A 14519-nucleotide genomic window follows, 5' to 3' on the forward strand; every position below is an offset into this window, starting at 1 on the left:
GATGACCGGTTCCGATACGAAGGCACAGCAACGCCTGCAGATGGCCGATATCGCGCGCCTGGCCGGCGTGTCCACGTCCACCGTGTCGCGCGCCCTGAGCGGCAGCTCGCTGGTCAATGAAGAGACGCGCGCGCGCGTCATCGCGCTGGCCCGTTCGCTCAAGTATTCCATCAATATCGGCGCGCAAAACCTGCGCCTGAAACAGAACCGCACGGTCGGCGTGGTGGTGCCGTACGACGCGGCCACGCGCCAGCACCTGTCCGATCCTTTCTTTTTGAGCATGCTGGGCAGCCTGGCCGATGCGCTGACGGAGCAGGGTTTCGACATGCTCATCTCGCGCGTGGATGCCGAAACGCTCGATGCGGCCGCCCAGTCCTTCGATAGCGGCCGCGTGATCGGCATCATCCTGATTGGCCAGTGGCGCCACCATGAACAACTGAACCAGCTGGCCGCGCGCCAGGTGCCCATTGTCGTGTGGGGCGCGCAATTGCCGCAGCAGCTGTATTGCACCGTCGGCGGCGACAACATCGCCGGCGGCCGGCTGGCCACGGAACACTTGCTGGCGGCGGGGCGCAGGCGCATCGCCTTCTTTGGCGACGCCAAGCTGCCCGAAGTGGCGCAGCGCCACCAGGGCTATGCGCAGGCGCTGGCCGCGCAGGGACTGACGCCCGACCCGCAACTGTACGTGGCCGGCTCCTTCCTGCCGCAGGGCGGCGCGACGGATGTGCAGGAACTGCTGGACCGCCAGTTGCCGTTCGACGCCATCTTTGCCTGCAGCGACTTGCTGGCCATGAGCGCCATCAGCGCCCTGCGCGCGCGTGGCGTGGCCGTGCCGGAACAGGTGGCCGTGGTCGGCTACGACGATATCGAACTGGCCGCGTACTTCCACCCACCGCTGACCACCGTGCGCCAGCCGATCCGCGCCGCCGGGCGGGCGCTGGTGGCTTCGTTGCTGGCGCTGGTCGACGGCGCGCCTGCGCCATCGCAGCAATTGCCAACCGAGCTAATAGTACGCGCCTCGGGCCGCTGAAGAGCGTGTTGCTTCTCTGCTGCAACCGATTGCAATAAATTCCAATTTATCCGTATATTTTCATGCTGCGCCGCAGCATGAAAACCCTCATATTCGCCTCAGATCCCGCATATCTGGCTCTGTGACACCCGTAAAATTCTCTTGAAAACAACATAAAATCCATGTTGCAGTGCTCGATTGCAATCGATTGCAATAAATTCTTATTCGTTGAATAATGACGTACCGGCTCAGCCAGCGCGCCACGGCATGCGGCGGCCAGGACTCATAACAAGCGGATACCTCGATGTATCGGCATACAACACTGGAGACAAGATGAAGACACGTACTGCTCAACGCGGCTGCATGGCCGCCGCCGTCGCCCTGGCCCTGCTGCAATGGGGCGCCGCCCAGGCGCAAACGACCGCCAATACCGCCAGCGCCGCCCCCGCCGATGGCCTGAACCTGGAACGCATTGTCGTCACGGGCACCACCGGCGGCACATCCAAAATGAAGTCGAGCAATTCCGTCAGCAGCATGGAACTCGACACCATCCTGCACAATGCGCCGACCAGCGCCGCCGAAGTCCTGCGCTCGGTACCGGGCTTGCGGGCCGAATCCTCGGGCGGCGAAGGCAATGCCAACATCACCGTGCGCGGCTTGCCCATTTCCGCCGGCGGCGCGCGTTATGTGCAGATCCAGGAAGACGGCTTGCCGGTGCTGCAGTTCGGTGATTTCAACTTCACCACGCCCGACAGCTTCGTCAAGATCGATTCCACGCTCGACCACCTGGAAGTGGTGCGCGGCGGTTCGGCTTCCACCCTGGCCACCAATTCGCCGGGCGGCATCATCAATTTCATCAGCAAGAATGGCAAGGAGAAGGGCGGCAGCGTGGCCCTCAGCCGTGGCCTGGGGTATGACCAGACGCGCGTTGATTTTGATTATGGCGCGCCGGTGTCGGAGCGCACGCGCTTCTTCATCGGCGGCTCCTGGCGCACGGGCGAAGGCATCCGCCACAGTGGCGTCAACAGCGAAAAGGGGGGCCAGATCCGCGGCAATGTCACGCATGAATTCGACAGCGGCTTCGTGCGCCTGTCGTTCAAGCACCTCGACGACCAGTCGCCCACGGCCCTGCCGGTGCCGGTCAGCGTGCGCAATGGCCGCATCACGGAAATCGCCGGCATCGACCCGCGCAAGGCCAGTTTCTATTCGCCGTACTGGGTGCCCGACATGGTGCTGAACAAGGATAACCAGCGCGTGGCCACCCGCGTCAACGACGGTTTGCACGTCAAGAGCGATACCGTGGGTCTGGAAGCGTCGTTCAAGCTGGGGCAGGGTTGGAGCGTGAGCGAAAACTTCCGCTACGCCGACAATTCGGGCCGCTTCATCGGCGTGTTCCCATCGAATAACGGCAGCGACGGCAGCTACGTGTTTGCCAGCGGCCCGAATCGGGGCCAGCCCTACACGGGCCGCGCGTTTTCCGCCGTGGTGTTCAACACGTCCATCGACGACGCCAGCAATACCCTGAGCGACACCAAGCTGGCCAAGACGTTTGTGCTCGACAGCGGCAAGCTGACCACCACGGCCGGCTTGTACCTGTCGCAGCAAAAGCTGGGCCTGACCTGGAACTTCAATGAATACCTGATGCAGGCCACGGGCGACCAGCCCGCGCTGCTGCAAACGGCCAGCGGCACACCCGGCTACATCGGCCCGGCCTTCGGCGCCTGCTGCTCGCGCGCCGTCGACATGGAATACCGCACGACCTCGCCCTATCTGAACCTGGCCTGGGAAAGCGGCGCGCTGAACCTCGACGGCGGCCTGCGGCGCGACCGCCAGCATGCCAGCGGCACGGCCAACCAGGCCACGGGAGCGCAAGCGTATCTGCCGTCGACGGTGCAGCAGGTCGACTACACCCTGGGCCATACCTCGTACTCGCTGGGCGCGAACTACAAGCTGCAGGCGAATCTGGCCGTGTTTGCCCGCGTCAGCGAAGGCGTGGCCTTCAATGCGGACCGCATCCTGTTCGGCACGCCGCTCGATGGCAGCGTGCCCGTGGCGATCAACACCGTGCGCCAGCTCGAAGGCGGCGTGAAATGGCGGCGGGGACCCCTGAGCACTTTTGTGACCGTGTTCCAGGCCAAGACCAAGGAAAGCAATTACGAAGCGACCACGCAGCTGCGCACGGCCAACAGCTATGAAGCGAAGGGCGTGGAACTGGAAGCGGCCTACAGCGCCGGCGACTTCCGCATCAATGGCGGATTGACATTCACGGATGCCGAGATCACGGGCACGGCGGCGGCCGACGTGGCGCTGATCGGCAATACGCCGCGGCGCCAGGCGCGCGTCGTGTACCAGATCGCGCCGACCTATGAGTGGGGGCAGGCCACCCTGGGCGCGAGTCTGGTCGGCACGGGCAAGTCCTGGGGCGACGATGCGCACACGATCACCTTGCCCGCCTACCAGGTGCTCAATGCCTTCGTCAATTACCAGCTCACGCCGCAGATGCAGGTGGCGCTGACGGCGAACAATCTGTTCAACAAGATCGGCTATACGGAAGTCGAGGGCGATGGCCATGCGGCCCGCTCGATCACGGGGCGCGCCGTCAAGGTCAGCCTGAAATACGCATTTTAAGCAAGGATAGATTCATGATGTCGATACGCAGCCCCCTGGCGCGCCTGCTGGCGCCGCTCCCCACGCACTTGCGCGACGATGCGGCGCGCCGCTATGCGCGCCAGGAGGCGGTCTTGCTTGACCGCCTGGGCAGCCTGTATGGCCAGCGGCCGGACTTCCTGCCCTGGCTGGGCGACCTGATGGAAAGCGTGGGGCGGCTGTATGCGGCACGTGCCCCCGAGCTGCTGCGCCAGGATGCGCAGCGCGCAGCGCAGCCGGACTGGTTTGCCAGCCAGTCCATGCTCGGCTACAGCGCCTATGTGCAGCGCTTCGGCGGCAACCTGCAGGGCGTGGCGGCGCGCATTGCCCACCTGCGCGAACTGGGCGTGACGTATCTGCACCTGCTGCCGTTCCTGCGTGCACGCGCCGGTGAAAGCGATGGCGGCTTTGCCGTCGCCAGCTTCGAGGAAGTCGACCCTGCGCTGGGCAGCAATGCCGACTTGCTGGCGTTGACGGCGCAGCTGCGCGCGGCGGGCATCAGCCTGTGCTCGGACCTCATCCTCAACCATGTGGCCGACGACCATGCGTGGGCGCTGGGCGCCAAGGCGGGCGATCCGCTGCTGCGCGATTTTTTCCATACCTATCCCGACCGTGTGCAGCCGGACCGCTACGAGCAGACCGTGGGCCAGGTCTTCCCGCAGGCGGCGCCCGGTAATTTCACCTTCGTGCCGGAGCTCGAGCGCTGGGTCTGGACCACGTTCTATCCCTACCAGTGGGATTTGAACTACGCCAATCCAGCCGTCTTCGCGGCCATGGCCGGCGCCATGCTGGGACTGGCCAACAAGGGCGTCGAGGTGTTCCGCCTCGATTCGACGGCCTTCCTGTGGAAGCGCGAAGGCACGGACTGCATGAACCAGCCCGAAGCCCACAGCCTGCTGCAGGCGTTGCGCGCGATTGCCGCCATCGTCGCGCCGGGCGTGCTGCTCAAGGCCGAAGCCATCGTGCCCACGCCCAAGCTGCCCGCCTACTTTGGCAGCGATGCGGCGCCCGAATGCCATATCGCCTATCACAGCAGCCTGATGGCCGCCGGCTGGGGCGCGCTGGCCGAGGAAAGCACAGACTTACTGCAGCAGGTGATCGCCGCCACGCCGCCGCTGCCGCCGGCCGCAAGCTGGCTCAGTTATGTGCGCTGCCACGACGACATCGGCTGGAACGTGCTGCTCAATGAAGCGGGCACGGACGGGCCGGCGCGCCTGGCGCGCATCGCGCGATTCTTTGCGGGGGCACCGGGCAGCTATGCGCGCGGCGCCGCCTTCCAGAGCAGCAGCGCCGACAAGGCGCATGGCAGCAACGGCATGGCCGCCTCGCTGGCCGGCCTGCAAAGCGCCACTACGGTGCAGGAGCAGGAATACGCGTTGCGGCGCCTGCTGCTGCTGCATGGCCTGGCCTTGAGCTTTGGCGCCTTGCCGGTGCTGTACATGGGCGATGAACTGGGCATGACCAACGACGACAGCTACACGCAGCACGCCGACCGGGCCATGGACAGCCGCTGGCTGCAGCGTCCCGCGTTCGACGACAGCCTGCTGGCATGGCGCCACGATGGCGTGAGCGCCAGCGGCCGGCTGTACCTGGCGCTGCGCCAGCTGGTCGATGCGCGCAGGCGCTTGCCGGCCCTGGCCGCCGCTGCGCCGCGCAGCGTGCTGCCCGCCGACACGCCGGCCGTGCTGGCGCTGCTGCGCGGCGACGCGTTTCTCAACCTGAGCAACTTCAGCGGCGCCAGCCAGCGTTTCACCTTGCCCGCAGGCGAATGGCGCAACAGCCTCGATGGCAGCGTGCTGGCCGGCACGGTGGGCTTGCAGCCATGGCATATGCTGTGGCTGGAAAGGGAACAGTCATGAGCGACGCGACCGCGCACCGTCCGCATCTGTCGTTCTGGCAGATCGTCAATATGAATGTCGGCTTTTTCGGCATTCAGTTCAGCTTTGGGCTGCAGCAAAGCAGCATGAGCCCCATCTACACATACCTGGGCGCCGACGAAGCGAGCCTGCCGTACCTGTGGCTGGCCGGTCCCATGACGGGGCTGCTCGTGCAACCGCTGATCGGCGCCATGAGCGACCGCACGGTAACGCGCTGGGGCCGCCGCACGCCGTATTTTCTGATCGGCGCCATCCTGTGCAGCCTGGGCCTGCTGGCCATGCCCTTCAGTCCCACCCTGTGGATGGCCGCCAGCCTGCTGTGGATACTCGACGCGGCCAACAATGTGACGATGGAACCGTACCGCGCCTTTGTCAGCGACAAGCTCGACAAGAAGCAGCACTCGCTGGGTTTTCTCACGCAGAGCGCGTTTACGGGGCTGGGACAAACGCTGGCCTATCTGACGCCATCGCTGCTCGTCATGCTGGGCATGAACAAGGATGCCGTCAATGGCAGCCATATCCCGCACATCGTCATCGCCGCCTTCCTGATCGGCGCCGTGTTCTCGCTCGCCTCGGTGCTGTGGACCCTGAAGACGACGCCAGAAAACCCGCTCACGGCGGCCGAGCTGGCGGCGATCCGCAGCCGGCCGCCCGGCTGGCGCCACACGCTGACCGATATCGGCGCGGCCATGCGCGACATGCCGCCGACGATGAAACAGCTGGCCATCGTCAACCTGTTCCAGTGGTACGCGCTGTTCTGCTACTGGCAGTATATTGCGCTGTCGCTGGCGGCCACCCTGTTTCACACGACGGACCCCGCGTCGCAAGGCTTTCGCGACGCGGGCCTGCTGAACGGGCAGGTGGGCGCCTTCTACAATTTCGTCGCCTTTGTCGCCGCCTTTGCGCTGGTGCCGTTCACGCGCCGTTTCGGCCCCAAGCGCATGCACAGCGTGTGCCTGTGCGCGGCAGGTGTCGGCATGCTGAGCATCCCGCTGATCCACAGCCCGGCACTGCTGTTGCTGCCCATGCTGGGTATCGGCCTGGCCTGGGCCAGCATCATGGGCAATCCCTACATCATGCTGGCCGGCTGCATCCCGCCCGAGCGCACGGGTGTCTACATGGGTATTTTTAATATGTTCATCGTCATCCCGATGATCATCCAGATATTTACTCTGCCGCTGTATTACCGCAGCTGGCTGGGCGGCAATCCGGAGAACGTCATCCGGCTGGCCGGCGCTCTGCTGCTGTGCGCGGCGGTGGCGGTGCTGTTCGTCAAATTGAACGGGCGCCAGGGCGCTGGACGGCTCTAAGTACAGGCGTAAAAAAACCGGCAATTGCCGGTTTTTCTTGTTCCACCAACGATGTTACGACACCTGACAAAACCGTAGCGAGCGGAAGGAAGAGGTGGCCGAGAAGCGCAACCGTACTCTAGTACGGTGAGCATCGCAGGCCGCCTATGCCGACGCGCAGTAGGTTTTGGCAGGTGTCCTCATTACTCTTCGATCGCCATCTGGCTTTGCAGGTAGTTCTGGATGCCGACTTTGGCGATCAGGTCGATCTGCGTTTCCAGCCAGTCGATATGTTCTTCCGTGTCTTCCAGGATCATCAGGAACAGGTCGCGCGACACATAATCGCCCGCTTTTTCGCTGATGGCGATGCCTTCCTTGACGGTGGCATGCGCGGCGCGTTCCAGCTTCAAGTCGCATTCCAGCATTTCCGGCGTGTTCTCGCCGATCAGCAGCTTGTGCAGCGCTTGCAGGTTAGGCAGGCCGTCGAGCATCAGGATGCGGTCGATCAGCTTGTCGGCGTGTTTCATTTCGCCGATCGATTCTTCGTATTCCTTCTTGCCCAGCTTTTCCAGGCCCCAGTGCTTGTACATGCGCGCATGCAGGAAGTACTGGTTGATGGCCGACAGTTCGTTGGTGAGCTGTGCGTTGAGCATGCGGATGACTTCTTTATCGCCCTTCATGGGATTTCCTTTGTTCTGTATTGCGTTCGATGATGAAACCGGAGGCTGCTGGCGTTCACTGCCGGGTGGCGCTGGCTGCCTGGTGGCGCGCAGGTTGCCGGTTTCGCTATGCCCGCATGATAGCGCAAAATATGGGCGATTTCGGGCGCTAAACGGCATTTTTCCGTCTTTTTAACGTAAATATCGTGCGAATAAAACCCATTCTCAAATGGATTGCCACATTTTTCCGTTTTTTATTTGTTAAGGAAAATGAAGGCCATTCTCATTCGCGTTCCCGCCGCTATTTGGCCGCCGCTGGCGCGCCTGCATGGTCGCGCTGAAAAGGCGGGAAATGTTATTCCGTTCTTGCTTTTGTGTCTTCTTGGCCGCTGCAGGCGATGCGATAATCAGGCAGCGATATTTATTGAAAAAGGATAGCAAGATGATGCTGCATATACCCGGCGTGCTGACGCCGGAACAGGTCACGCATTTTCGCCAGCGCCTGGCGCAGACGGACTGGGTCGACGGGCGCGCCAGCGTCGGGGCGCAAGGCGCGCAAGTCAAGCGCAATCGCCAGCTGGCCGAGGGTTCGCCGCTGGCGCTGGAGCTGGGCGAGATCGTTAGCCGCGCGCTGATGGCCAATCCGCTGTTCTTCTCGGCCGTGCTGCCGCTGCGCATCCTGCCGCCCTTCTTCAACAGCTATGCGGGCGGCGAGCACTATGGCCTGCATATCGACGGCGCCATCCGCACACCGAAAAACGGCATGCAGTCGATGCGCGCCGACGTCTCGTCGACCGTCTTCCTGAACGAGCCGGACGAGTACGAAGGCGGCGAGCTGGTGGTGGTCGATTCTTACGGCACGCATGAAGTGAAACTGCCGGCCGGCGACGTGATTGTGTATCCGTCGAGCAGCGTGCATCAGGTGCTGCCCGTCACCAGCGGCGAGCGTATCTGCTCCTTCCTGTGGACGCAAAGCATGGTGCGCGAAGACTGGAAACGCAGCATGCTGTTCGAGCTCGATCAGAACATCCAGAGCGTGCGCGGCGAGCACGGCGATTCACCGGCGACCGTGGGCTTGACGGGGCATTATCACAACCTGCTCAGGATGTGGGCGGAGATGTGATCGTGGCGGTGTCGGATTACGTGTGGCCTGTGGCCGCGCTAATCCGACCTACGATACTGCGTGAAGCACCGGCAAAAAAAAGTCTGCCGGGCCCGGGGATGTAGGCTGGCAGACTGAAACAAGCAAATCGCTTGACTAAAAAAAACAGGGCGCAAAAAAGCAAGCAGGGCACATGGTGCGATGCTTGCGGGCTGGCAGCGGCGCCGTGGCCGCCGGAAGGCTAGCTCAGTTGGAAGGTCAGGGGCACGAGCACGTACACGGGGACGGGCTTGCCGTTTTCGATCATCGGCTTGAACAGCGCGCGCTGGGCGGCCTGGCGGCCCGCTTCATCGAGGTTGCCGTAGCCGGTCGATTTATGGATCAGGATTTGCTCGGGCAAGCCCTTTTCATTGATCAGGATGCGCAACACCACGGTGCCGCTTTCGCCCAGACGGCGCGACAGGTTCGGGTAGATCAGTTGCGGCGCCTTGATGTATTCGACGCTGCTGACGGTGCGCGGCGTCGACGGCGCAGGCGGCGTCGGCGACGGTGTCGATGGTGCTGTCGGCGCGGCGGTGGCAACCGGTGCCGCTTCGGCGCGCGTCGGCTGCGGCGGCGTGATCGTCGGTTCGCTTGGCGCCACGGCAATCAGCGGCAGCGGCGGGATCACGGCGCGCGGCACGGGGGCACTCAATTCCACGGTTTTCGGTACGGAGGGTGCCGGCGGCTTGGGCGGCGCTGGCGGGGCAATGATGCTGATGGTGGTGATGGTCGGCATGGCCGCCGTGACCACGCGGCTCAGCAGGCCGCTCTGGATGGCGTAAAAGCCGGCGATATGCAGGACGACGATGGCCATCAGCGGCGCGAATTTGTTGCGCTTCTTGTCGAAGTCGGCAAATTGCTGCACGGCCTGCACCGTTACGGGCGGGGGCATCATCGTCATGGCGTTCATCGCTTTCTTTAGTTTGTCAGTACAGCTCGCATCAATACGGTTTCTTGCAGCGCCACGGTGGCGTTCAGGTGATCGTTCAGCACTTCCCGTGCGCAGGTGTGGCATTTGCCGCAGCAGGTGGCCACGCCCAGGTCGCGGCGCAGTTCGGCCATGCTGGACAGGCCAAGATCGACGGCTTGACGGATTTCACGATCAGATATGTTGTTGCAGACACATACAATCATTGATACACCTTCTGGCTGGAGGATGAACAGACACTAGTGCTGGAAAGCATTGTTGCTAGTGTTTTAATGAGAATCATTATCATTACGTTTCATTGTCGCGCAAAGTGCAGGACAATGCAAGCGATTTTGATCAAGTGTGCGGCAGTTGGCGGCCTGGCGCCGTAGCTTGACAGGCCATGTTCCCGTATGACGCAGCCCTTGATGGGGGCGGCTCTCCGGGCTAAATAAAAACTATTCGCATTCATGTTTATAATGCTGGTATTGTCTCGGACGGTCGCCGTCTGGACAGATTGAATGGCCGCTTGTCGGTAATGCGCAACAGTTGCGTTTTACCTCACAAACCTCGAACCGGTGCAAGGCGCCTTGCGCCGTCGCCGGTATCAGGTGTTCTTAATTTGAACGGAATTTGCTCATGACTCTAGTTCCACCCATGATGACGCTCGATGCGCTGGCAGTCGGCCAGAGCGGCACGGTGTTGCATATCACGCCCCACACGGCAGGACAGACGGAGGACGGCGTCGACCTGGCCCGCCGTTTGATGGAGCTGGGATTCGTTCCCGGCGAACGTATCCGCATGCTCAAGCGCGGCATTCCCGGTGGCGATCCGCTGGCCATCAAGGTCGGCAATGCCACGTTCGCGCTGCGCCGCTTCGAAGCGGCGCTGATCACGATTCAACCGCTGCTTCAACCGGAATGACCATGGGTGCTGTCGAAACTATCGTCGATGCGGGCGTGCACAAGCCGCCGCATCAGCCACAAATTGCCTTGCTGGGCAATCCCAACTGCGGCAAGACCGCCCTGTTCAACCGTTTGACGGGCGCGCGCCAGAAAGTGGCGAACTACGCCGGCGTGACCATCGAGCGCAAGGAAGGCCATTTCACTTCGCCCGCCGGCAAGCCCGTGCGCCTGCTCGACCTGCCGGGCGCCTACAGCCTGTCGGCCACCACGCCCGATGAAGCCATCACGCGCGACGTGGTGGGCGGCCTGCGCCGCGGCGACCCGCGTCCGGACGCCATCATCTGCGTCGTCGACGCCACCAATCTGCGCCTGAATCTGCGTCTGGTGCTGGAAGTCAAGCGCCTGGGCCTGCCGATGCTGCTGGCCCTGAACATGACGGACGTGGCGCGCAAGCGCGGCATGCTCATTGACACGGCCAGACTGTCGGCTGAACTGGGCATGCCCGTGGTGGAAACCGTCGCAGTGCAGCACGACGGCGAAAAAGCCTTGCTGAACGCCATCGACGCCATGCTGCCGCTGCCGGTCGTGGAAGCGAAACCGCTGGCGGCCATCGATGCCGTCACCGTCGAGGAAACCCAGCGCGAAGTGCGCCGCATCCTGGCCGCCGTCAGCAATGACACGAGCGACAAGGGCAACCTGACGGAAAAGATCGACGACGTGGTGCTACACCCCGTGTTCGGCCCCATCATCCTGGCCGTGCTGATGTTCCTGATCTTCCAGGCCGTGTTTGCCTGGGCCGCCACGCCGATGGAAATGATCACCGATGGCGTGGGCCACCTGGGCGCCGTGCTGACGGCGAACATGCCTGACGGTCACCTGAAAAGCCTGCTGGTGGAAGGCATCATCGGCGGCGTCGGCAGCGTGCTGGTCTTCCTGCCGCAGATCCTGATTTTGTTCTTCTTCATCCTGAGCCTGGAAGACTGCGGCTACCTGCCGCGCGCGGCATTTTTGCTGGACCGCCTGATGGGCGGCGTGGGCCTGTCCGGCCGCGCCTTCATTCCGCTGCTGTCGAGCTTTGCCTGCGCCATTCCCGGCGTGATGGCGGCGCGCACCATCCAGAACCCGCGCGACCGCCTGGTCACCATCATGATCGCGCCGCTGATGACGTGTTCGGCGCGTTTGCCCGTGTATGCGCTGATCATCGCCGCCTTCATCCCGGAACGCCAGGTATGGGGCTATCTGAGCCTGCAAGGCCTGGTGCTGTTCGTGCTGTACTTCGCCGGCATCATCTCGGCCATGGCCGTGGCCTGGGTCATGAAGCGCGGCATGGGCGTGCGCGGCAACCAGCCGCTGATGCTGGAACTGCCGGCGTATCACTGGCCGCATCTGCGCAACCTGGCCGTCAGCCTGTGGGAGCGCGCGAAGATCTTCCTCACGCGCGTCGGTACCATCATCCTGAGCCTGATGATCATCCTGTGGTTCCTCAGCACCTTCCCCGGCCCGCCGGACAATGCGATCCATCCGCCGATCTACTACAGCCTGGCCGGCATCCTGGGCCGCGGCCTGGAAGTGATCTTCGCGCCGATCGGCTTCAACTGGCAGATCTGCATCGCGCTGGTGCCGGGCATGGCGGCGCGCGAAGTGGCCGTCGGCGCCCTGGGCACCGTGTACGCGCTGTCGCAAACGGGCGATGCGCTGGCCACCACGCTGGAGCCGCTGATCGCCCATTCGTGGTCGATGGCCACCGCGCTGTCCCTGCTGGCCTGGTATGTGTTTGCGCCGCAGTGCCTGTCGACCCTCTCCGTGGTGAAGCGCGAGACGGGAGGCTGGCGCTATCCGCTGCTGATGGCCGGCTACATGTTCGCCCTGGCCTACGCCGCCTCGTTCATCACGTACCGCGTCGCCCTGATGCTGGGCGCTTAGGAGAAAAGCATGTGGCAAACCCTGATCGTCGCCCTGATCGTCGCAGCCGCGCTGCTGCATTTTTCGACCAAGTACCTGCCGGCGGGCGTGCGCCGCGCCATCGTACGCGGCCTCGTGCGCTGCGGCCTCGATGAGGCGAAGATGTCGGCCTTCTTCAAGGTGGCGCCGGGCTGCGGCAGCGGTTGCGGTTCCTGCGGCTCCTGCGACAGTCCGCCGCCGCCGTCCGCCACGCCGCCGGCCGACGGCAGCAGCAAGCGCGTGATCCTGATGCAGGTACAGCGTTAGGGCTTGATGTAGGTCTGGTCATGGGCGCGCCAGTGGGCTACACTGGGATTTCCGCATGGCAAGGAGTGGCAATGGCGATACCGTTGATCTTCATGTTTCTGTTTGCGGTCGCCACCTGGCTGCTGGCCAGCCGGCGCGGCCGCCACGGGGGACTCTGGTTCGGCATCGGCCTGTTCCTCGGACCGTTTGCCTTGCTGGCGGTGGCGGCTCTGCCGCCCGTCGCAGCAACCTGAATGAAAAAAACCCGCGCATGCGGGTTTTTTTACGTCTGCAGTACGGCGCTTACGCTTTGCCGGCCAGCTTGTCGACGACCGGCACCAGCGCGGCCGGGCGGCAGCCGAAGGCGGCCAGGCGGCCTTGCGCGTTGGGCGCCAGGTCCAGGTCATACGGTAAACGGCCCGCCACCAGCCACAGTTTATCGTGCGGCAGGGCTTCGACGAGGCGGCGCTGGCCGTCGACGAACATGGCGTTATACGTTTGCAGCACGATCTGCTGCGCGCCTTGCGCAAAGGCGATGGCTTCGTTGACCTCGTCGTCCAGCGCTTCGGCCGACAAGGCATACTCGCGCACGTCCAGGCCCGCTTCGAGCAGCGCCGGCAGCATCGAGCTGCGCGCTTCCTTGTTGCGGCCCAGCGCCACTTCGTCGATTTCGCTGCGCGAACGCACTTCCACCGTCAGCAGGGTCACGGGCAGGCTGGCGTCGAGCGGGCGGTAGTCTCCCTGCACGCGCAAGGCGGCTTTTTGCAGCAGCTGCGACAGGGCCATGGCGGCCGGCTGCATCAGCGCCGGTGGCGTGACGGGGCGCGCACGCCAGTCGCGCACGGCGCGTTTGCGCTTGAGTTCAGCCACGCGCGCACAAGCCGCGTCGATGCGGGAGATCGCAATGTCACCGTGCTCCACGGCGGCGATGACGGCATCGATGGCGGCCGTCTGCTGCGCTTCGCGGTGCGAGATGAGGACGATGTCGGCGCCTGCCTGCAGGGTGGCGATGGCGCCCTGGGCGATGCCGATGCCGTCGGCAATGGCCGCCATTTCCAGGCAGTCGGTGATGATGACGCCCTTGTAGCCCATTTCACCGCGCAGCAGGTCCGTCAGCACGCCTTTCGACAGGGTGGCCGGCACGCTGGTGTCGGCCTCGAAGGCGGGGAAGACCACGTGCGCCGTCATGATGGCGTCCACGCCGCCGGCAATCGCGGCGCGGAAGGGTGCCAGTTCCACGGCGCGCAGGCGTTCCTTGTCGTGCGGGACCAGCGCCATGGCGTAATGCGTATCGATGGCCGTGTCGCCGTGGCCGGGGAAATGCTTGGCTGTCACGGCCACGCCGCTGGCGCGCTGGCCGCGCATGGCCGCCATGCCGTAGTCGATGACGGTGGCGGCATCTTCGCCATACGCGCGCACGCCGATGACGGGATTGTTGCGGTTGTTGTTCACGTCCAGCACGGGCGCGAGCAGCAGGTTGATGCCCACCTGGCGCATTTCATCGCCGCAGATCTGGTTCATGCGTTCGCAGTCCTCGATGGAGCCGGCCGCCTGGAAAGCCATCGCGGCGGGAATTGGCGTCACGCCCTGCTCGATGCGCATCACCATGCCGCCTTCCTGGTCGATGGAAATCAAGAGCGGGGTGTCGGACACTTCCGCGTTGATCTCCTGCAGCTCGCGGCACAGGGCCGACACTTGCGCGGGCGTGTGCACGTTGCGGCGGAACAGGATCACGCCGCCCACCTTTTTTTCGCGTATCAAGGTCTTGATATGCTCGTCCGCCTGCAGGGCATCGAAGCCCACCATGAATAGCTGTCCTACTTTCTCGCGCAAACCCTGCTCCATGCTGCAACTCCTCCGGTATTCATTCTGATGACGACAAGTCCGTATTCTGGC

General features: G+C 63.8%; 13 protein-coding genes. 9 read left to right on the forward strand and 4 right to left on the reverse strand.

Going from position 1 to position 14519, the window contains the following annotated elements; genetic code table 11:
- Position 1: 1 nt before the first annotated feature.
- The 4 genes from CSQ93_RS00305 (at position 2) to CSQ93_RS00320 (ending at position 6842) form a co-directional block, all read left to right on the forward strand.
- Positions 2-1030 carry a LacI family DNA-binding transcriptional regulator gene (locus CSQ93_RS00305; protein WP_233515965.1) on the forward strand — a complete coding sequence of 343 codons (1029 nt, stop codon included), beginning with the start codon at positions 2-4 and terminating at the stop codon, positions 1028-1030.
- Between the two features lie 312 nt (positions 1031-1342).
- Positions 1343-3637, forward strand: a complete 2295-nt coding sequence (locus CSQ93_RS00310; RefSeq protein ID WP_099376250.1) for a TonB-dependent receptor — start codon at positions 1343-1345, stop codon at positions 3635-3637.
- A 14-nt stretch (positions 3638-3651) separates the two neighbouring features.
- The gene (locus CSQ93_RS00315) at positions 3652-5514 is read left to right on the forward strand and encodes an alpha-amylase family glycosyl hydrolase (RefSeq protein ID WP_233515966.1); all 1863 of its coding nucleotides are present in this window, start codon (positions 3652-3654) and stop codon (positions 5512-5514) included.
- Positions 5511-6842 (forward strand): MFS transporter, encoded by a 1332-nt coding sequence (locus CSQ93_RS00320; RefSeq protein WP_099376251.1) that lies wholly within the window; start codon positions 5511-5513, stop codon positions 6840-6842. The genes CSQ93_RS00315 and CSQ93_RS00320 overlap by 4 nt, the downstream gene beginning before the upstream one ends.
- A gap of 182 nt (positions 6843-7024) precedes the next feature.
- Here the strand turns inward: CSQ93_RS00320 and bfr are convergent, their stop codons facing one another.
- Positions 7025-7501 carry a bacterioferritin gene (gene bfr / locus CSQ93_RS00325; RefSeq protein WP_034745609.1) on the reverse strand — a complete coding sequence of 159 codons (477 nt, stop codon included), beginning with the start codon at positions 7499-7501 and terminating at the stop codon, positions 7025-7027.
- Positions 7502-7922: 421 nt separating this feature from the next.
- On the opposite strand from bfr, the gene CSQ93_RS00330 reads away from it, so the two are divergent.
- Positions 7923-8603, forward strand: coding sequence for a Fe2+-dependent dioxygenase (locus CSQ93_RS00330; RefSeq protein WP_099376661.1), 681 nt, complete (start codon positions 7923-7925; stop codon positions 8601-8603).
- A 220-nt stretch (positions 8604-8823) separates the two neighbouring features.
- On the opposite strand, the gene CSQ93_RS00335 is transcribed toward CSQ93_RS00330, so the two are convergent.
- Complete coding sequence (locus CSQ93_RS00335) at positions 8824-9525, reverse strand: energy transducer TonB (protein ID WP_077409313.1); 702 nt, start codon at positions 9523-9525, stop codon at positions 8824-8826.
- Between the two features lie 17 nt (positions 9526-9542).
- Positions 9543-9758 carry a (2Fe-2S)-binding protein gene (locus CSQ93_RS00340; protein ID WP_034745611.1) on the reverse strand — a complete coding sequence of 72 codons (216 nt, stop codon included), beginning with the start codon at positions 9756-9758 and terminating at the stop codon, positions 9543-9545.
- A gap of 412 nt (positions 9759-10170) precedes the next feature.
- Here CSQ93_RS00340 and CSQ93_RS00345 point away from each other — a divergent pair, with 412 nt between their 5' ends.
- The 4 genes from CSQ93_RS00345 to CSQ93_RS28625 all read left to right on the forward strand — a co-directional run bounded on the left by CSQ93_RS00345 (position 10171) and on the right by CSQ93_RS28625 (position 12877).
- On the forward strand, positions 10171-10455 hold the full coding sequence (locus CSQ93_RS00345) for a FeoA family protein (RefSeq protein ID WP_077408814.1): 285 nt from the start codon (positions 10171-10173) through the stop codon (positions 10453-10455).
- Positions 10456-10457: 2 nt separating this feature from the next.
- Positions 10458-12359, forward strand: a complete 1902-nt coding sequence (feoB, locus tag CSQ93_RS00350; RefSeq protein WP_099376662.1) for a ferrous iron transporter B — start codon at positions 10458-10460, stop codon at positions 12357-12359.
- A gap of 9 nt (positions 12360-12368) precedes the next feature.
- A complete protein-coding gene (locus CSQ93_RS00355) occupies positions 12369-12644 on the forward strand; it encodes a hypothetical protein (protein ID WP_096238121.1) in 276 nt (91 codons plus the stop codon).
- 71 nt (positions 12645-12715) lie between these two features.
- A complete protein-coding gene (locus CSQ93_RS28625; RefSeq protein WP_158301061.1) occupies positions 12716-12877 on the forward strand; it encodes a hypothetical protein in 162 nt (53 codons plus the stop codon).
- Positions 12878-12926: 49 nt separating this feature from the next.
- On the opposite strand, the gene nagZ is transcribed toward CSQ93_RS28625, so the two are convergent.
- Positions 12927-14468 carry a beta-N-acetylhexosaminidase gene (gene nagZ / locus CSQ93_RS00360; RefSeq protein ID WP_099376252.1) on the reverse strand — a complete coding sequence of 514 codons (1542 nt, stop codon included), beginning with the start codon at positions 14466-14468 and terminating at the stop codon, positions 12927-12929.
- Positions 14469-14519: the final 51 nt, after the last annotated feature.

Source organism: Janthinobacterium sp. BJB426, from assembly GCF_002735705.1.
Lineage (GTDB): Bacteria > Pseudomonadota > Gammaproteobacteria > Burkholderiales > Burkholderiaceae_D > Janthinobacterium.